The organism is Shewanella sp. ANA-3 (assembly GCF_000203935.1).
Taxonomy (GTDB): Bacteria; Pseudomonadota; Gammaproteobacteria; order Enterobacterales; family Shewanellaceae; genus Shewanella.
The window spans coordinates 1,506,330-1,524,838 of the sequence record NC_008577.1; the positions used below are offsets into that span (position 1 = coordinate 1,506,330).

Annotated in this window: 16 protein-coding genes; 5 read left to right on the forward strand and 11 right to left on the reverse strand. The window is 45.7% G+C overall.

From position 1 onward, the window contains the following. The first annotated feature begins 68 nt into the window (after window positions 1-68). Window positions 69-314 carry a YdcH family protein gene (locus SHEWANA3_RS06805; protein WP_011716370.1) on the forward strand — a complete coding sequence of 82 codons (246 nt, stop codon included), beginning with the start codon at window positions 69-71 and terminating at the stop codon, window positions 312-314. Here the strand turns inward: SHEWANA3_RS06805 and SHEWANA3_RS06810 are convergent. Continuing rightward, window positions 299-3,379: an efflux RND transporter permease subunit gene (locus tag SHEWANA3_RS06810; protein WP_011716371.1), complete on the reverse strand. Its 3,081-nt coding sequence runs from the start codon at window positions 3,377-3,379 to the stop codon at window positions 299-301. The genes SHEWANA3_RS06805 and SHEWANA3_RS06810 overlap by 16 nt on opposite strands. Before the next feature lie 2 nt (window positions 3,380-3,381). Next, window positions 3,382-4,503 carry an efflux RND transporter periplasmic adaptor subunit gene (locus SHEWANA3_RS06815; protein WP_011716372.1) on the reverse strand — a complete coding sequence of 374 codons (1,122 nt, stop codon included), beginning with the start codon at window positions 4,501-4,503 and terminating at the stop codon, window positions 3,382-3,384. Window positions 4,504-4,640: 137 nt separating this feature from the next. Here SHEWANA3_RS06815 and SHEWANA3_RS06820 point away from each other — a divergent pair, with 137 nt between their 5' ends. Beyond that, the gene (locus SHEWANA3_RS06820; protein ID WP_011716373.1) at window positions 4,641-5,261 is read left to right on the forward strand and encodes a TetR/AcrR family transcriptional regulator; all 621 of its coding nucleotides are present in this window, start codon (window positions 4,641-4,643) and stop codon (window positions 5,259-5,261) included. 158 nt (window positions 5,262-5,419) lie between these two features. Then, window positions 5,420-6,322, forward strand: coding sequence for a DUF6268 family outer membrane beta-barrel protein (locus SHEWANA3_RS06825; RefSeq protein WP_049796048.1), 903 nt, complete (start codon window positions 5,420-5,422; stop codon window positions 6,320-6,322). Here the strand turns inward: SHEWANA3_RS06825 and SHEWANA3_RS06830 are convergent, their stop codons facing one another. From SHEWANA3_RS06830 to SHEWANA3_RS06840, 3 genes are all read right to left on the reverse strand, one after another. Further along, window positions 6,323-6,883: a chalcone isomerase family protein gene (locus tag SHEWANA3_RS06830; RefSeq protein WP_011716375.1), complete on the reverse strand. Its 561-nt coding sequence runs from the start codon at window positions 6,881-6,883 to the stop codon at window positions 6,323-6,325. Between the two features lie 245 nt (window positions 6,884-7,128). After that, a complete protein-coding gene (locus SHEWANA3_RS06835; protein WP_011716376.1) occupies window positions 7,129-7,608 on the reverse strand; it encodes a DUF2947 domain-containing protein in 480 nt (159 codons plus the stop codon). Between the two features lie 105 nt (window positions 7,609-7,713). Further along, entirely contained in the window at window positions 7,714-10,185 is a 2,472-nt protein-coding gene (locus SHEWANA3_RS06840; RefSeq protein ID WP_011716377.1) for a 6-hydroxymethylpterin diphosphokinase MptE-like protein, read from the reverse strand. 349 nt (window positions 10,186-10,534) lie between these two features. Here SHEWANA3_RS06840 and pseB point away from each other — a divergent pair, with 349 nt between their 5' ends. Then, window positions 10,535-11,530 carry a UDP-N-acetylglucosamine 4,6-dehydratase (inverting) gene (gene pseB / locus SHEWANA3_RS06845; RefSeq protein WP_011716378.1) on the forward strand — a complete coding sequence of 332 codons (996 nt, stop codon included), beginning with the start codon at window positions 10,535-10,537 and terminating at the stop codon, window positions 11,528-11,530. Beyond that, window positions 11,527-12,669 carry a UDP-4-amino-4,6-dideoxy-N-acetyl-beta-L-altrosamine transaminase gene (gene pseC / locus SHEWANA3_RS06850; protein WP_011716379.1) on the forward strand — a complete coding sequence of 381 codons (1,143 nt, stop codon included), beginning with the start codon at window positions 11,527-11,529 and terminating at the stop codon, window positions 12,667-12,669. Before pseB ends, pseC begins: the two co-directional genes overlap by 4 nt. 15 nt (window positions 12,670-12,684) lie before the next feature. Here pseC and pseI read toward each other — a convergent pair whose 3' ends face one another. The 6 genes from pseI to pseF form a co-directional block, all read right to left on the reverse strand. Then, the gene (pseI, locus tag SHEWANA3_RS06855; protein WP_011716380.1) at window positions 12,685-13,737 is read right to left on the reverse strand and encodes a pseudaminic acid synthase; all 1,053 of its coding nucleotides are present in this window, start codon (window positions 13,735-13,737) and stop codon (window positions 12,685-12,687) included. A gap of 61 nt (window positions 13,738-13,798) precedes the next feature. Then, entirely contained in the window at window positions 13,799-14,611 is an 813-nt protein-coding gene (locus SHEWANA3_RS06860; RefSeq protein ID WP_011716381.1) for a phytanoyl-CoA dioxygenase family protein, read from the reverse strand. Window position 14,612: 1 nt separating this feature from the next. Further along, on the reverse strand, window positions 14,613-15,506 hold the full coding sequence (locus SHEWANA3_RS06865; RefSeq protein ID WP_011716382.1) for a class I SAM-dependent methyltransferase: 894 nt from the start codon (window positions 15,504-15,506) through the stop codon (window positions 14,613-14,615). A gap of 2 nt (window positions 15,507-15,508) precedes the next feature. Further along, window positions 15,509-16,210 carry a WbqC family protein gene (locus SHEWANA3_RS06870; protein WP_011716383.1) on the reverse strand — a complete coding sequence of 234 codons (702 nt, stop codon included), beginning with the start codon at window positions 16,208-16,210 and terminating at the stop codon, window positions 15,509-15,511. Next, window positions 16,207-17,784 carry a UDP-2,4-diacetamido-2,4,6-trideoxy-beta-L-altropyranose hydrolase gene (pseG, locus tag SHEWANA3_RS23000; RefSeq protein WP_011716384.1) on the reverse strand — a complete coding sequence of 526 codons (1,578 nt, stop codon included), beginning with the start codon at window positions 17,782-17,784 and terminating at the stop codon, window positions 16,207-16,209. The genes SHEWANA3_RS06870 and pseG overlap by 4 nt, the downstream gene beginning before the upstream one ends. Window positions 17,785-17,789: 5 nt before the next feature. After that, window positions 17,790-18,506 (reverse strand): pseudaminic acid cytidylyltransferase, encoded by a 717-nt coding sequence (pseF, locus tag SHEWANA3_RS06880; protein WP_011716385.1) that lies wholly within the window; start codon window positions 18,504-18,506, stop codon window positions 17,790-17,792. Window positions 18,507-18,509: the final 3 nt, after the last annotated feature.

Below are 18,509 nucleotides of genomic sequence, written 5' to 3' on the forward strand. Positions count from 1 at the left end.
GGGACTAAACGGAAGTATCCCTATGGTTTACTGCGATTGAGTCGATACCAGAAACAAGGAGTGACACTATGCTAGGCGAAAATCACGCATTGGTTTATGAGTTCCCAGATTTTGTCGAAAATATTCAAAAGCTTAAAACGAGCAATACCGTTTTTGCCACTATGGCGGAGCGCTACCATGAGCTAGACCATAAAATCCGCGCCCTTGAATTAACCAAAGTGCCCACCGATGATGAGCACTTTGTTGCCTTAAAATTAGAACGACTCCATCTTAAAGATAAGTTATATCAATACCTTGTTCATGATGCGATTTGAGACGATAACGCTGGTGTTGGAGCCGTGCGGCGCGTTTTCATCAGCAACAGATACATGGTTGGCACCCAGACGAGCGACAGCAACGTCGTGAGTAACGTCCCGCCGGCAATTGCGATGGCAAAGGGAGGCCAGAAGCCACCACCTGCAATAATCAGCGGAATAAACCCGCCGACCGTGGTGATAGTGGTCGAACTGATATGACGACCGCAGCTGCTGACCGTGGTGATGATCACCTCTTTATCACCCGCTCGGGCATTGTCGGTATCTTCCAGCTCGGCCAAAATCACAATCGCCGCGTTGATCGCAAGCCCCATTAGGCCGAGTAGGGCGATGATGACTGGAAAGCCAAAGGGATAACCAAACACATACACCGCAAGTAACCCAAGCCCCGCCGACTGTAATGCGCTCAGTAAAATAATCGCTGTAAGCCTAAAGGAGTTAAAGGACAAGACGACAGTGGCCAGCAGCAGGGTAACGACCAAAATCAGATTGGAGAGCAGATTGCCGACCGCCTCATTACGTTTAGCGCTTTCACCACCGATTTCAATTCGATAACCCGCAGGGAGCGAAATCGCCGCGACTTTAGCTTTCACATCGTTTAATACTTGAGCGGGCAATACGCCGCTGACGATATAGGCTTCAATCGTGTTGACGCGTTGACCATTACGCCTAGGGATCGCCCCGCGACTGACTTGCACCTCATTGTGGGACAGCGCAGACAAAGGCACGGCTGTGCCTGAGGGGGTCACAAGCTGAATTTCTGAGAGGCGACTGGCTTGCTCGCGGCTGGTGTCGCCCAAACGGACTCGAATCGGCAAAGACTCTGTCTGTTCGAGCACACTGCCGCCGATAACGCCCGTAGTCGCCATTTGAACTTGTCTGGCGATATCCGTCAGAGTTAATCCACTGATCAAACTCGCATCTTCATTCACTTGTAGCCACACCTTAGGAGCGCCAGCGCTTAGAGTTGCGCGGGTATGAAGTACATCGGGCGTGGCGGCTAGGATATTGCGCACTTCATCGCCGAGTGAGCGTAAGGTTTCAAGGTTAGGGCCAAAAATCATTAACTCGACTGGCGCATTAAAGGGCGGGCCTTGCTCAAGTTTACGCACTAACACCTGTGCTTCGGGAAAGGCCTTATCTAAGGTTTGCTGCAGCTCAGGTATGAGGGCGTTAGCGCGCTCAAAGTCACTGGCTTTCACCATGGCCTGAGCATAGTTGGTGGCTCCCTGTTGGCGCTGAGTTAGGTTGTAATAAAACGAAGGCGTATTGCCGCCTACAACCCAATCGACTTGGATGATGCCCTCGATTTGATGCAATTGCTTATCCATCAACTGCACTTGGTTTAAGGTGTTTTCGAGGCTGACATGGGGCGCGAGATACAGCTCAATTTGGAACATATCCCGATCCGACGGCGGGAAAAACTGCTCAGTCATTTTGCCGGAAGCATAAAACCCTAGCAGGGGAATTATCCCGATAAACGTAGCGCTCAGTAATGGGCGATTTAACGCAAATCTTAGGCTTGCTTGAAAGTAACCACTTACTAAAGGCACGTTGATGCCATGTTGGTACCAGACAGGATGTTTACCTTCGAGGCTAAAGCGTCCCGCAAGGCCCGCGATCAAAGTATGGGAAATCACATAGGAACCCAGCAGGGCAAACATCACCGACATGGCTATGCCACCAACAAATTCCCCCGCCGCACCCGGCATCAGCACGATAGGGGCGAAGGCTAAAATTGTGGTAATGGTTGACCCGGCTAAGGGTAGCCAGAGGTGATGTAAGGTCTCACTTACCGCGCTTAAGCGACTCATCCCCTGCTGGCGACGCTGGGCGATAGCATCGACGATCACAATGGCATTGTCCACCATGATCCCAAGGGCGACGACTAGTCCTGTGACCGACATTTGATGAATGGGTAGGCCGATATATTTCATACAGGCCAAGGTGAAGAGGGCGGTCAGGGGGAGTGACAGCGCAACGATAATCGCGTTTCTTAAGCCTAAGGTCAGCAGTAAGACCGCCAGAATAATCACAAACCCTTGTAATAGGTTGACGATTAATCCGCCGAGACGTTCGCTGGTGTAGCTGTTTTGCTCAAAAAGCCATTGCACTTTGATATTGGCCGGCAGCTCCTGATTGAACTCATCGACCAGCTGTTTGACTTGTCCTTGCCAGATATCGACGCGGGTATTGTTGAGCATGCGCGCCGCAACAAACACGCCCTGCTCGCCATCGACTAGGGCGATACTGTCAGCGGGGGTTTTAGGTTGACGGCTGATGTGGGCGATATCCCCTAAACGAATAATTTGTCCCTGCGCATCCACCTTGAGTGGCACTTGGCGAATACGGCTTTGGGAATCGAGCTCACCCGAGACTTCGACGAGGGCGCGAAAGTGATTGTTATTAATCTCGCCCGCGGCAATTTTACTGTCGGCGCTGCTTAAGATTTTCGCTATGGTTCCCGGCGTTAATTGCAATTGGCTCATCTTATAGCCATCGAGCTGAACCAGGATTTCCTCCTCGGGCGCGCCGTAAAGTTTAACGAAGTCGGTGCCGGATAAGAGCCTGAGCCTGCTCTGTAATTCCTTGGCGTAGCGGTTGAGCATATCCACCCGCGGTTGACTGCTATCGTTCCACACTAGGCTTAAAATGGCGGTGTAGGCGTAGCCGACTTGATCGTCTAAGGTCGGTGTTTGTATGCCATCGGGGAGGGTGTTTCTGGCATCGGCTAATAGATCCCGCGCCCTAGACCAGACAGGATCTGTGTCAGTGACGGTATCTTTAAGCTCCAACTGGATCACCGAAATACCGGGTCTTGAGGTGGATTGAATAAGCTTAATTTCCTCAAGTCGACGCAATTGATTCTCTAATACTTCGGTGACAAGCGCCTCGACCCGCTCGGCGGAGGCGCCGGGATAAGGGGTGATGACAGACGCAAATCGGTTGGTGATGTGTGGATCTTCGGTGCGTGGCAAACTGGACATTGCGCCAAATCCCGCGACCAGCAGTAGGGCGATCACTAGGCTGACTAAGCGACCATTTTCGACGAAGGCTTTAATCATGATTACCTCGTCGATGCGATGGAAGAAACGGCTTGGCCCACCACTAACTTATGTAAGCCTTGAGTCACATACTGTTCGTCGGCCTTAATCGCGCCTTGAATGTAGGCCATATCTTGAGTGGTGTAGAGGATATCGACATCGCGACGCTCTATCTGAGTTGAAATGCTATCGGTTGTTGAATGTGAAGGCGGCGTGGTTACATAGATATTCCAGCGGCCGCGGATCCCATCGATAAGTGCCGATACTGGCACCCAATAGCCCGCTTGCTCGACGGTTTGTTGTTGATGCAAATAGGCGATTTCACCGTTGATCACATTGGCATGTTCCGGCAGGCTGATCCTTAGCTGCAGGGTGCGACTAATGGGGTTTACCTCGGCACTGATCCCGGCGATCTTGGCGATAAATTGCTGATTATGCACGCTCACAGTCACATTCTGCCCATTGACGAATTGCTGAGCGACCGCGACCGGAACACCGATATAGGCTTCGGTATTCACACTGCCGACTAAGGTAAACACTGGGCTGCCTGCGGCGACCACTTCCCCTAGATTGTGTTGTCGTTGGCTGATTATGCCGTCGAAGGGCGCAAGTAGCTGTGATTTATCGCGTTTTAGTTGGTTTGCCCGCTGCGAGGCCAATAATCGTTTTTTGGCGGCTTCGAGACTCGCCAGTTGTGTGCGGTTCTCGTCGAGTAACTGCTCTGAGACATAACCCGATTTTTTTAGCTCAAGATTTCGGTTGAGGGTGCTGGTGGCAAGGTCAACATCGGCTTGGGTTTGCGCAAGGCTAGCTTGGATCTCCTGATGCTCTGCATCGAGCAAACGGGTATCGAGCTTGGCCAATACTTGCCCTTGCGTCACCTTAGCGCCGCTATCGACAGTTAGCTCACTCAGCTTACCCGATAGTTCGAAGCCGACACCCGTGGTATTGCCGGCGCGGATCGTGCCAGTGAATACTTGTTCACTCTGATAGCTAGTCGACAAGCGCAGTGGCGCCGTCGTCACGGTTTGCAATTGCGTGGCGTTGGCATGCTCTGTCACTTCCTTTTGACAGGCCGTTAAGGTGGAGACGGCAATCACGCAAAGGTAAAATGCACGCCAAGAACGTCGGGCAGCTCGATCCATTTGAATCCTTCCGTTGTAAGCTTAAAGTTAATTTTATGTAACTAGACTTGCTAGTCTAGTTGTGCGGAACTAGACTGTCTAGTCTATTTTATGCTTAACTAATACGAATTAATTATGTTGCTACCTTGAGTGAAGATATGACTCAGTCCTCCGATATTCCGATGAGCCGCAGTGAACAAAAGAAACAGCAAGTGCTGGTGGCGGCCATTGACTTGTTTTGCCGCCAGGGGTTTCCCCATACCAGCATGGATGAAGTGGCGAAACAGGCGGGCGTGTCCAAACAAACGGTGTACTCCCATTACGGCAGTAAAGATGATTTGTTTGTGGCGGCGATTGAATCCAAATGCGTTGGTCACAACCTAAATGCCGACTTACTCAGCAATCCAAGTCAACCCGAAGCTACCCTCACCGAATTTGCGCTGCAATTTGGTGAGATGATTGTTAGCCCTGAGGCGATTACCGTATTTAAAGCCTGTGTGGCGCAATCTGAGAGCCACCCTGAAGTTTCAAGGTTGTTTTTTGAGGCGGGGCCACAGCATATGCTTGCGATGCTGACAAAATATTTAGGGGCGGTTGAAGCGCTTGGAGTGTATCGCTTTTCACAACCGCATCACTGCGCGGTACGTTTGTGTTTAATGTTGTTTGGTGAGTTGAAACTCAGGTTAGAGCTGGGACTGGAGACGGAGAGCTTATTGGGGGAGCGTGAGCAGTATATTCGGGGTTGTGCCGAGATGTTCTTAAAAGCCTACCGAGTGTAACAACATTAAGCGGTTGGTATCAGTTTGTATCTTCTTCGAAAAGAGTTTACTTTTGTTTGAAATCGAGCGTATTATCCGCAACAAATGACTTAACAGTAACGCAAGGAGCAGGCGTGACTAAATCACTTGATTCTCGAGTCAGCATAAAGCCCAGCCTAATGTATATAGGATTGGGATTAACGCCTTTTTTAAGTTATGCCGTGTCCGCGGCTGAGGCGCGTCAACCAGCGCAATATAAACCATTTAAGCTGAGCGTATCGCAGATTAGTACCCAGAGTGCATCGGTTGCCAATGGCGATACAGAGTTGCAGCGGGACAGCTTATTACTCAACGCCAGCGTCAATATTCCCCTAGATAAACAGTGGTCTATTGGAATGCGTGTCGGTTACGATAGGCTTGATTACGATTGGCGCAATATCCGTTTAACGGGGGCGAATAACGCCGCTGGCCTGTTTAGTGATGCGGGTGAAACCTGGGAAAATATCGACCGTTATCGCGCGGGCCTATCCCTTAGCTATCGGATGGATAAGCATTGGTCCTTTATGTTGTCGCCACAACTTCAATATGCCTATGCCGATACCGCATCGGCGAGCCATGCGCAGAGTTATGGTGTGGTTGCGTCGGCCATGTATGCCTTCGAGTCGGGCAATATGCTCGGTTTTGGCGTTGCGTATTTAAACGATATTGATGAAGTACGCACTATGCCTTATCTGGCGGTGAGTTGGCAGATTAATGATCGTTGGCGGTTAGCGAACCCATCCCAAGCGGGATTTAGTGGCCCTGCGGGTTTGGAGCTGAGTTATCAAGTGAGCCCTGCATGGAATGTTGGCTTTGGTAATTCACGTCGCACCGAGCGATTTTTAGTCGCCGATAAGGATACCGTGGTAGAGACTAACGAGTGGGTGAGTTATCTGCGTGCCGGTTGGCAAGCTACGCCGGCTATTGCGCTGAATCTTTACGCGGGTTACTACTTCAATGGTGAATTGGAAGTCACCCATCAAGCGGCGCTCGATATGGATAACCAAGGCGCAGCCGCCTTGGATCTCGAGTTCCGATTTTAATTACTGGCCCAGCATGGCCTCTTTGAGGCTCTTCTGGGCTGGTTTTTCCCCTAGCCAAATTTTGAGTAAGGCTTGGCGGAACATTTCCCCTTCAATCGTGGCTTGTTCTTGGCCATTTTTATAGGCGGTAACGCCACGGCTTTTGTTGGCGACCAAGGTGAATTGGTCGCCTTCTTTGATTTCATCCTTAAATAACGCCATAAAGGCGTCAATTTGTGGCTGAATGTCGGTCGTATTATCGGCGGTCGCGTGCTCAAAACCTTCGGTTATCGCATCACGCATTTTCTCGGAAGTAATCATTCCTGACGTAATATTGAGTCGAATCGCCGCAACCGGGGCATTGATGACCTCAGTCATGGTTTTGCTCGGGGTGGGCACATATAGACTACCCACATACAAATCCATAAAGAACTTGCTGCGAACACCAACGCCATTCAATTGCAGCGCCTGAGCGTCGAGCGTGATGGTATCGGCGACTTGGACACCAGAGACTTCTTTAGCTTGGGTGAATAGTGGAAAAAGCAAAGCGGTAGTTAGTGTCAGGGTTGAGAGTAACTTCATCATACACCTCATATTTTTTTAGTTATGGTCGTTGAGCGTATCCATGGGATTGACGGCTCAAACGAAGATTATCTGTTGATTGCCAAGCGATACTAATCGAAACCAAAGAGGAGCGATAGCCTAATCTGTTCAAGCTATCGCTTAGGAGGTAAATCAAGTTGGGCAGCTTTCTTTTGAGGGATACCTTAAGAAAGCAAAAAGTCGGAATTCTTTGTTCGAGTCATTCGACTTATTGGCTGACGTGGTTAGCCACGTATACCTAATTTATATTGGCCATTTTGCTCAAACATCACCGCTTGTTTTTGCTTAGGGGAGATCAGAATTGGGCCATCATCGAAAAACAGAAAGCACTTCCAGTTGCGGACAAAGACATCCCAACGAGTCTCAATCACTTGATATTTTTCGTAGCAAAAATAGACCTGAGTATCATCTGGCCACTGGATAAACTCGGCCAACATCTCGGGTAGGCTATTATCTTCACGGTCCCACGCACTCTGCCAATGATCCGTTTTGACCCATGCGTTGGCTTTAGCGGCCCAATCCCCTTTAGTAAACTGCTCGGCGCGGCTACTTTTATTGCTAATCCACTGATTCCAAACCAGCATGGCGCTTTTGTCCGTCAGCGGCAGAATGCCAGTCTTGTCATCATCGCTTACAGGCAAGTCCTTGTGGTTAAAAATCCACTTACGGCGATAGGTATCTAAAGGTATATAGGTATGAGCCAAAAAAGGTCTCCTAGGAAATGGGAAAATTGAAACGGGCTCATTATAAGATGTGATGTGCTAATAATAAAACCACCGAGCGGAGATATTGCCGCTCGGAACCATAGTCTATTGAGCTTCAGTGATGATACGGGTTAGTTCGGCCACATAATGCTGTGCCACCTGATTATCCGGATCGACATTCAAGGCATTTGAAAACGCGGTGTGTGCTCCCTCCGCTTGACCTAGCTCAACCATGAATAAACCAAGTTTTATCCAAGTCTGCGTATCTGAAGGATATTTTTCTAAGTAGTCTAGATAGACGTTGACTGACTCTTGGATTTTTCCCCGGAGCTTAAGGATATGCGCATACTGCGGTATGTACTCGTCACTGTGGGTCAAAATTTTGACAAGGGTATCTTCCGCAAGCTCAAGTTTACCTAATTTCAGTGCAAGTAAAATAATGTGCTTTAACTCCATTTCCGTACAGAGTTCTTCGGGTAATGCAAGCAATGCATCTAATGCTTGTTGAGGTTGCTGTTCAAGACAAAGTTGAAACGATAATGCAAGATGGTATAGCCGCTTAGCTTCTGGATCTTTTTCGGTTAAAGGCATAAGGTTATGAGTTAATAATGCTAAGCCTTGATGACTTTTCGATTTGTTCAATCGCAATATTTTAGTATAAACGTGCTCCATTGCGGAGCCTGTATTAAGTGCTTCAACATAGACTTGTCTCACTTGAGTTAAGCTAAGCTGGTATAGATTATTTAGTTTCGTCCAAAGTAATTTTTCATCTGCTGAGAATGAATAGTCAGGATGCATCCTTTTCCATATAAAGCACCTTCCTGGTTGATTATCTCTTTTCCATTGCTCTGCTAATGTATTAAATGGAGTAGTTTTCAGCTCGTTTATTCTATCTTGCAGTTTGTTACAAGCACTTTCTACTAGTTTAAAAACTTGAACACAGCTAGACAAAAATGCCTCATAGTATCTTTCTGTCATTTGGTTTATTTGCGGTTGCGTCCAGCTTTCTATCTCTCGAGTTGTTAAGAATTTAGAGAATTCGAAGTAACCATAAAACTTGATTAGCTGAGATAGATTTTTATATTTTTTGTTTATTTTTAACTCAATTTTATCTATTTTTTCAAGAGTGCTTGATGATTTTTTTGAGTCTAAGTTAAGTTTTGACGCGAGTTTTTTTGCCTCAGTGATTAAATACTGTAACTTGATAAGTTCATTTCTAATTTTTTTACACTCAAAATAAGCTTTGTTTAGGTCATTTTCTTTTATAGTGTTAAATTGACTATCCGATAGTAGTTTGCTTTTCTCTAGAGGGGGAAGTGTTATTTCTTTTGTGGGTTGATGGGTAATTCCCTCAATACATGCTGCATTTGATGATAAATTGATTATATCAACATGAGGGTAGGTTTTTGCTTCATTTTCAAGTGACTCCATTGCTTGCTTAAGTTGGATTAAGGTCTCTGCTTGGTAACCGTCATAAGTGCTTACCCATAATGTATCGTGCCCTAAACTCGGCCCCAAACTTGCTTCAACTGTACCGCTGGCGTGACTATATCCAGATTTTGAATAACAAAAATCCACGCCACTTAACAAGACCTGCTTGAATCCCATTTCTATAGCCAAACGTACTGCACTATTCGTGACTGTTGGTCCGACAGTCGGTATGTTGTCAAAGTCTTTATCATTATTCCAAGGAAAACGTTGCCCCATATAATAACAATCACCTTGCCATTGAGATAATACTTTAGGATTGACGTGATATGAGTGTACAAGTAGTGACTCCTCGTTTAATTCAAACATACCTCTACTGACATCAAAGCTAAAATCTTGAGGGTCTACACAGACAACAATATCAACATTTATACCAAACCTTGCAAGCTTTCCTGCTATCCTTGATACAGCGATTACATATAAACTATTTTGATTTTCCTTTATCCATTGAATGGCATCATCAAGTGATGGACCACCCGCGATAACAATGCAAGTCATTTGTCTATGTGTATTTCTAAGTTCTTTTGCTTGCGTATGATTATCTGCAATGTTTTCTAATTGAGTTCTTACAAATATTTTTTGTGTAAAGTTAACGCTGTTGTCAAAATATTCATTCTGTAATCTAGATTCAACAGTGTTTAGTAATGTGTTGTAATCATCAATATGACGAGAGGATACAGAAGATGAAGGAATTAACCAGTATTCACCTTTTGCAATGAAGAGTTTGATATCATCTTGCTTAAATAGTTCATCTAAGCCAGATTCATCAATGATAACGAGTTTACTTCTCAACTTACTAGGAATATCAATGAGTAATAAAGGTAAAATAGTAGATAATTCAATAAAAACAAATTTACTACCATCTGGAATACCTTCTTTTAGTTCAAGTATATAGTTAGCCAGCAGACCTGAGTCCATACCGATAATTATGTTTAACTTATCTTTTTGGTTGAAAAGTGTTCCAAATTTCCTATCGTAGAAGGTTCTTGAGTCGATTCCCTCGAATGTATTGCGATTGACACTGGGTAAGTAGTACTCATTAAAGCGACTAATAGCAAAATTATTCAAAATGTTAGATTGTAATTGCATGGAATTCTTACCCTAATGAGCAATTGAAGCTAGTGGTTATAACTACATGAGACTATGTCATCGCGATGCTTGCAAGCAATCTCTATACCAACGGTTAATTGACGCAGTTCATGTAACTCTAGTCGAAAATGAAAAGCGGACAAATGTTACCCTAATCGCAATTGAACTATGAAAAACTACATATATTATATATAGTTGCCTATAATAGGCTTCATTGGTTACACCATGTTGTCAACATGTGTTTATGCACAGAGTTGGCAAGAATCTTGTATGGTTACCGTACTGATGTATTTAATCATAAGTGTCGCAAGTAGTTAATTGAAGCTAACAATCTTGAGTGGGGAACTCTATGTTTGATAATAAAACAATTTTGATTACTGGTGGCACAGGGTCATTTGGACAAAAATACACCAAAACCATTCTTGAACGATATAAGCCAAAACGCTTGATCATTTTCTCCCGTGATGAACTAAAGCAATATGAGATGCAGCAGGTCTTTAATGCTCCTTGTATGCGTTATTTCATTGGCGATGTGCGTGATGGTGACCGTCTCAAACAAGCATTTAAAGATGTGGATTTTGTAATCCACGCTGCCGCACTTAAGCAGGTACCTGCGGCAGAATATAATCCTATGGAGTGTATTAAAACTAACATCCATGGGGCTGAAAATGTCATTCGGGCTGCAATCAGTAATAATGTTGTCAAGGTTATTGCACTATCAACTGATAAAGCGGCAAGCCCGATTAATCTCTATGGCGCGACAAAGTTAGCGTCAGATAAGCTGTTTGTTGCTGCAAACAACGTCGTCGGAGATGGTAAAACACGATTCGCTGCAGTCCGCTACGGTAACGTCGTGGGATCGAGAGGTTCAGTAGTTCCTTTCTTTAAGCAATTAATTGCAAATGGAGCCACTTCGCTACCTATTACTCATCCAGATATGACGCGATTCTGGATCACCCTTCAAGAGGGTGTCGATTTTGTGCTAAAGAATTTTTCCCGTATGCAAGGGGGGGAGATCTTCGTGCCAAAAATTCCTTCTATTCGTATTACCGATCTTGCTGCAGCCTATGGACCGAGTTTAGAACAAAAGATTGTAGGAATTCGTCCAGGGGAAAAAATGCATGAGGTAATGTGTCCAGGGGATGATTCGCACCACACCATAGAATTTGACGACCATTTTGTGATTACTCCTAGCATCAAGTTTTTTGGACGTGAAACGGATTTTTCTACCAATTCCCTTGGAGAGAAAGGCACGTTGGTGGCTGCCGGTTTTGAATATAACTCCGGAAACAACAGTCATTTTTTGAATGTGAATGAGATCCTTGATATGGACGCTTTAGCATGATCCCCTATGGCAGACAGGATATTGACAGTACCGATATTGCAGCTGTGGTTGAGGTGCTTGAGTCAGATTTTTTGACCCAGGGACCCAAGGTTCCGGAATTTGAAAATGCCGTCTGTGACTATACAGGTGCTAATTTCGGTGTCGCTGTTAACAGTGCAACCTCTGCCTTGCATATTGCCTGTCTCGCATTGGGGATTGGGCAGGGCGATTTGGTATGGACCTCGCCCATCACTTTCGTCGCCTCGGCCAATTGCGCCCTGTACTGTGGCGCTGAAGTGGATTTTGTCGATGTGGACCCTGCCACGGGCAACATGTGTTCCCAGGCTCTCGCCATCAAACTTGCCCAAGCAAAAGTGACAGGAACTTTGCCCAAAGTTGTCATTCCAGTACATCTGTGTGGCCACAGCTGCGATATGGCCGCAATAGCATCGCTCGCTGCTGAATATGGTTTCAGGGTCATAGAGGACGCCTCCCATGGTATAGGTGGCGGTTTCCAAGGGCATAAACTCGGAAGTTGTTATTACTCGGACATCACTGTATTCAGCTTTCACCCGGTCAAGATAATCACCTGTGCCGAAGGTGGTATGGCCATGACCAACAGCGCTGAGCTGGCCGAAAAGTTGAGACTGCTTCGCAGCCACGGGATAGTTAGGTTGCCGCAGCAGATGCTAAGACCAAATGAAGGGGACTGGTATTACGAACAGCATGAGCTGGGGTTTAACTACCGTATGACTGAGCTGCAGGCGGCGTTAGGTGTGTCCCAGATGAAACGCATCGATGCTTTTGTTAAGCGTCGTAACGAGCTGGCCAACCGATATCGTCAGGGATTGTCAAGCCTTTGCCATTGTTTGGAATCCTTGGCCGGTTCCGACAGTGCTTGGCATTTGCTGATTATCTGCCTGCGGGACAAGTCTCACAGAAAACACATTTTCGATGATATGAGGGCTGCCGGAATTCAGGTGCATGTTCATTACTTTCCTGTGCATCTGCAGCCTTTCTACATGAACAAAGGATTCAAGCAAGGACAGTTCCCAGTAGCGGAAGATTTTTATAGCCGCATCCTCAGTTTGCCATTGTTTCCCGGGCTAACCGAGGAGCAGCAAGCCTATGTTATTGAGACCTTGTCGAAAGCCCTCTAGCCCATGCTGAGCAGGTCACTCAAACATTGACCAGCTGACAGGCGAGTTTACGCTGACATCGGTTGTCAGTTTACGGCCTATGATTTGCTCATAGAATTTGGGTGCCAAACCAAATCCTGGCCTCACACTTCGAATATCTTCTTGTAGTATCAGCTCTCCAGCCTTTTTGTCATTAACTATGTATAGGGAACGTCGATATTTTATGGTTGCTTTTTCGCTGTTTTGCTGCGAATAGTCCACTTTCCCCAGTGCCTGCCAGGCTATTTTGGCATCTGTGCACAGACGCTCTAATTCCACCTCCTCAATGGAGAAACTGTCGTCCGGCCCGCCAGAGTTTCGATCCAATGTTACGTGTTTTTCTATTATGGCTGCACCAACTGCCACGGAGGTTACTGCAGTGACATTGTCTATGGTATGGTCGGATAATCCGCCGACGACATTGAAGCGTTTTGCTAAATCGGCAATGGTTTTTAAATTGTATTCGGACGAAGGTGCTGGATAGCTGCTGACACAATGCAGTAAAGCCAGTTCGTTACAACCTCCGCTGCGGGCCGCCTCTACGGCTTCTGCTATTTCATCTCTGTTGGCCATGCCTGTGGAGATAATCATAGGTTTTCCGGTGCCAGCAATGTATTTTATCAGCGGTAGATCAATGGCCTCAAATGACGCGACCTTATAGACGGGTGCATTCAAATCCTCCAGCAGATCAACGGCGGTGTTGTCGAACGGTGAGCTGAAAATAGTGATACCTAGGTTGCGTGCATAATCAAATAAAGGCTTATGCCACTCCCAGGGCATTTGTGCCCATTGATAGAGTTCATAAAGACTTTTTCCATCCCATAAACCACCGCGGATCATAAACTCTTCTTTTTTTGAGTTTAAGGTGATGGTATCGGCGCTGTAGGTTTGCAGCTTGATGGCATCGGCGTTGCAGCGCTTCGCCATGGCAATAATCTGTTTGGCGCGCTCAATATCACCGTTATGGTTGGCCGACAGTTCGGCAACAATATACGGAGGATAATCTATGCCTATTTTCCGACCTGAAATTGAAATCATTGGATGAGTCATAAAAAGCCTTTAAAAAATTAAGACATAAGTGTCAATCTGTTCTTGTATGCCGAGCATCAGGCTAGGACAATTCATAAGGCGCTGGCCATTCTGGCGTGTTGCCTATTCGCCGCAGGCGCGTGAATTCATCTTTTGGGGGCACTAAATGAAAACCCAGCAATCGTCTTTGGGCGTCACTCATTCGATTGTAGATATGCTCGGGAGTATTTTGCATAAAGTCGAATGACGGTTTGATAAACCATCTTGCGTATCCTAGCAGCAGTGCCCAGCGGCTGACATCTGTCATATTTGCTCCTCCCCCATGCCACATATTGGCGTTAAAGATCAGCACTCCACCTTGTTGGCCCGTGATCAATATTTCATTGGGATGTTGTTTGCCATTCTCAGGGAATTCGGTCCATGTGTGGCTGCCTGGTACCAAGCGTGTTGCGCCATTGGAGGGTGTAAAATCATCCAGTAACCAGACTGCATTGGCTTTTAAGCAGTAATTCACTCCGGGTAAAGCGCTGTCGACATGCAACTGCTGCCCTGGATTGCCTTTCAATGGACAACGTGCAGATATATTGTTCAGGTAATAGGGTTCATTATTGTTATATGAGCCTTGTTTAAGTACCACATCCAGCAGTGCCAATACATCGGGATGCTCAAACAGTCTGAACCAGTCCATGGATTTATTGTGGAGATTAAATACCACTTTTTCTGTGGATTTATCTGAAAGCGTACCCGCTGTAGAGGAAGCATTGGCATACTGAGGAGCATATTTTTGATAATTTGCTTCAAGCAGTGCCCTGAAATGCTTGCATTCCTCCGCTGTAAGTATATTGGGTAATAAGACGTAACCATGATTCAGGAAATGTTCAATATACGCCTTCATGTTATATGGCCTTCGCATAACAAGTGATTTGGCGACCCAAATTAGCATCGGCCAGTGATCGGTAAAACTGTTGAAGCGTTTGCTCTTCGCCCAGTTTTCGCAAATTAAGTTCAAACTGTACCCTGCGTTGGTGGCAGGCTTTCCCTATGTTTCTGTTATTCAAGTAATTGTCTCCCATCAATAAAAACATTTCCAAGGGGAAAGACGCGATGGCTAGTTCATTTTGGAAATGGCATCCTGCCAACAATGACTGCAAAGATGCACGTGAGAAATAGTTGAGATGTGCAGGGGGAGAAACCCACCATTGTTGCATGTTAAGCAATTTCTGTGCTGTAACCTGCAGCGTATTGAAATCATTCGGCACAGTGATTATGAGTAACCCACCTTGTTTGAGAACCTTGCTTCTTATCTCGGTAAGTATCTTAACTGGATCGGCAAGATGCTCCAAGACGTTGTTAAGCATGACAACGTCAAATTGCTTGTTGTTGAAGGCATTCATGCTTTCGACCCCGCAATGCTTTACGTTTAGTCCTTGGCTGATGCCATATTCAACCGCCTCTTTGGCAGGATCAAATCCATAGCAGCTGGCTCCCAATTGTTTGAAATAACTTAATGCCTGTCCCCAACCACAACCGACGTCGAGAATTTCAATCTCGTCCATGGAAACTCCAAGCTGTGACTCGATTATTTTAGCTTGATCGTTCCATGTTCCTTCCCAAAACTCTTTGTCTATAAGTTGCACTTCAAGGGAGGAGTTATTGAAATTTTTATAGTCGTTCGAGTAAAATTCGTTGGCGTAAAATTGATCTATTTCCGCTGTTGTTGGCATCGGCGTCACTTGAAGAAAACCATAATCCGGATGAGGTTTAAGGGTGAAGTTGTTTTCTTGTTTCATGATCAATTACCTGAATAATTTTGTGTTATGTAAGCTTTTGAATTAGACCAACCGATATTCATTACCACATCCAGCATTGAAAGCTTTTCGATAAAGTGATTAGTTTTTCTTTGAGGATATACCTGCGGTAAGAACTCCTGAAAAGATAATTGGATATCAGTTTGACCAGTAAAATCATCAGCTGTTAGATACTCCCTTGCCCCCTGTGGAGATAAGTACTCAGTCGCTTTAATTTCATGCAGAATCGACAATAATCTCCGCGTCCTCACACCGGGAATATCGAGTTCACTGGATCTTATAGTTTTACATTGAATACTTAATTTTTGAGCCATCATTTCAATGAGAGCAATATTTAATTCGGCAAGCGAGGTGTGGTTGTCGTTTGATATGAGATTGATGAAACAGTACAGTTCAGAATTAAAAGCGTGTTTGGCATAGGTCTGTTCGAGCATTCTTGTCATTTTTTCACGCCAGTGAGTCTTATTGTCAAGACGTGTTGCAAGCAATGTTTGATCCAAGTGTTGGTGCCGTACCGGTACTGTTAGCCAATTAGGCATATTATTCAAAGGAATACGATTGCGGTTATGCCAAGAGCTTTTTTGAAACTGGGCATCATCGAGAAAGACAAACACATCCACCTCGGCCATTAAGTTAAAGTAGCCACTCCAAGGCAAAAAAGTCGGTTGCATAATGGCGCATTTCATAATACTTTTCTCATTTGTAGTACATTTTTTTCGGAAAATTCCGCAGCGATCAGTTTGTCATCGCAGATCACATATCCCAGTTTATTGTAAAACGACAGTGCTGGGCTATTGTCTTTAGCTACATGGATCACAATGTTATTAATGAGCAGAGTGTGTTTAATGATGTTTTCCAGCAATGTCAAGGCTATGGTTCCCAAACCTTTATTCTGTTCGGTTTGTACGCCAATGTAGATCCACAGCTCGGCTTCGCTCCGTTGCACGTTTAGGTGTTTAATACCTAGGTTACCCACGTGCCGTCCTTGTTGAAGGATGCTGAAGGTATATTGGGTTTGATCTTTGAGCAATGCTCGCCAATAGATAAAGTGCGATGCTTTGACAGGGGCTTTGGTTTGTACAAACTGCCCCCTTAGTGTTACATCTTGCAACCAATGGAAGGTTCGTCTGATATCCAGCGGTTTCACATCGGCCAAGGTAACCTCTTTGGCCAATAGGTTTTGACACACCAGAGGTGCACCAAACAGCACTGGCGCCGCAACCAAAGGCAGGGGATGTGAACAATAGCGTCCAAGTTTTATTGAGAGTTCATTAAAATTTAAAAACAGCTCAAAGAGGCCTAATTGGCTCATGGAAAGTAAGGGGGTAACCTGATTGTCGGCAATAGGCATCAATAACGAGGGCAATTTCATAAACAATCTTTCGTAAGTGCAGCCCCCTCCCGAGCCAATGGCGAGATCAGCGACTGCCATAAGCTCTGCCATGTTATTTACATTGGTATGGATGTGGGTTTCGATTTGCATGGCTTGTGCGGCAGATTGCAAGGATGACAAATGGGGTGCATTGGCGCTGACTACAACGTCTATTCGTTTCAGGGCCAACAATGGTGTGTCTTTAATGACCTGTAAGACCTTTTCGCTGTTGTTGTCGCTGTCTATCCCGCCGAACGTAACGAGAATTGTCTCGAGCCGTTTGGAAATGCGCCTTTGGATACTCAAATATTGCCACTGCTTGAATTCGTCTCGCAGCAAGACATATTTTCCACCAAGTAGTAATTGGCACTTTTGAGGAACCCAAGTTTTATATGCGTTGGATTTAACGCTCAAGTTGTAGTCGAGTAATATATCGCATCTATGCATCCTGTCTGCCAGGTCATCGATAACCATCAGCTTTTTGCAATATGCCTTGGCTTGTGTTTCCCATTTTTCATCAAGAGCATAATGATCGACAACAATAATATCTGGTTTGATTACATTAAAATGTGAAACACATTGGCTGATGTCATGCTGCCAACTTGTCTCCAGCAAGCTGCAGTGACGTGGCTCTGAGGTATCATTTTCTGGACTCAGATATGTATCCCGGGGTAATAGCACCAACACAAAGCCATGTTGTTCGACCAAAGCGCTGTGATTATTGAGTAGATCACGGCATATGAAATAGCATTGGCAACCCTGCTGTTTTAAGGCCATTGCCAGCGTAAGGCAGCGCATAACATGTCCATAACCTATGCTCCGGCTTGAGTCTGTGCGAAAAACAACGGTCTGGCTGTCTGATAACGCTGCCTGTAAATTATCCACCATTGGCCTCACACACCCTGCATAGTATAAATGGCTTTGAACATGAGTTCAGCTCTTATCCAATCGTCTTCGGTATCAACATCCTGCACTCTATAACTGGGAATAAACACCGGTGCTGTTGGGCTGGTGAAGATGGCCTTCTGTTGCAGCCAGGCTGCAGTGGTTCCCCAGCAAAATTGTCCTGCATCGTGGTATGCAATTGGCAGATCCTGTGAGCGGGTCATGAAGTGGTTGGGTTGTAACATTTCAAGCTGATGTTGTGCATTGAGTATCACTGCACGTTGAATGGGAAATTCAAAATTGGTGACGGCCAGGGCGTAGTCGTTTTCACCACTAGTCAGCTTCTGCAAGCCAATTTTGATGTCTTCGGCGCTGATGAAGGGGGCCGTGGCATATATACAACACACATGGGTAAGCTCCATATCCCCACTTTGCCGAGACAAGGTGCCATTTAGCCAGTGGATGGCATGGCGGATCACCGCCATGGTTCCTGTCATATCGTCTGATAATTCAGCTGGTCGCATAAAGGGGGCTTCTGCACCGGCCTGAATCGCAATGTCGGTAATATTTGGATCATCAGTAGAAACAATGACTTTATCAAAGCAACCGCTGGCAAGTGCCGCCTCGATGGACCACACAATAATGGGTTTGTCATGGAACAGACGAATATTTTTCCCTGGTATTCTTTTACTGCCGCCTCTGGCTGGAATTATGGCAATTTTCATAAC

Excerpts from the sequence above, each read along its gene's own strand:
- SHEWANA3_RS06805 (WP_011716370.1), top strand. The coding sequence starts at position 69 with ATGCTAGGCGAAAATCACGCATTGGTTTATGAGTTCCCAGATTTTGTC.
- SHEWANA3_RS06810 (WP_011716371.1), bottom strand. The coding sequence starts at position 3,379 with ATGATTAAAGCCTTCGTCGAAAATGGTCGCTTAGTCAGCCTAGTGATC.
- SHEWANA3_RS06815 (WP_011716372.1), bottom strand. The coding sequence starts at position 4,503 with ATGGATCGAGCTGCCCGACGTTCTTGGCGTGCATTTTACCTTTGCGTG.
- SHEWANA3_RS06820 (WP_011716373.1), top strand. The coding sequence starts at position 4,641 with ATGACTCAGTCCTCCGATATTCCGATGAGCCGCAGTGAACAAAAGAAA.
- SHEWANA3_RS06825 (WP_049796048.1), top strand. The coding sequence starts at position 5,420 with ATGTATATAGGATTGGGATTAACGCCTTTTTTAAGTTATGCCGTGTCC.
- SHEWANA3_RS06830 (WP_011716375.1), bottom strand. The coding sequence starts at position 6,883 with ATGAAGTTACTCTCAACCCTGACACTAACTACCGCTTTGCTTTTTCCA.
- SHEWANA3_RS06840 (WP_011716377.1), bottom strand. The coding sequence starts at position 10,185 with ATGCAATTACAATCTAACATTTTGAATAATTTTGCTATTAGTCGCTTT.
- pseB (WP_011716378.1), top strand. The coding sequence starts at position 10,535 with ATGTTTGATAATAAAACAATTTTGATTACTGGTGGCACAGGGTCATTT.
- pseC (WP_011716379.1), top strand. The coding sequence starts at position 11,527 with ATGATCCCCTATGGCAGACAGGATATTGACAGTACCGATATTGCAGCT.
- pseI (WP_011716380.1), bottom strand. The coding sequence starts at position 13,737 with ATGACTCATCCAATGATTTCAATTTCAGGTCGGAAAATAGGCATAGAT.
- SHEWANA3_RS06860 (WP_011716381.1), bottom strand. The coding sequence starts at position 14,611 with ATGAAGGCGTATATTGAACATTTCCTGAATCATGGTTACGTCTTATTA.
- SHEWANA3_RS06865 (WP_011716382.1), bottom strand. The coding sequence starts at position 15,506 with ATGAAACAAGAAAACAACTTCACCCTTAAACCTCATCCGGATTATGGT.
- SHEWANA3_RS06870 (WP_011716383.1), bottom strand. The coding sequence starts at position 16,210 with ATGAAATGCGCCATTATGCAACCGACTTTTTTGCCTTGGAGTGGCTAC.
- pseG (WP_011716384.1), bottom strand. The coding sequence starts at position 17,784 with ATGGTGGATAATTTACAGGCAGCGTTATCAGACAGCCAGACCGTTGTT.
- pseF (WP_011716385.1), bottom strand. The coding sequence starts at position 18,506 with ATGAAAATTGCCATAATTCCAGCCAGAGGCGGCAGTAAAAGAATACCA.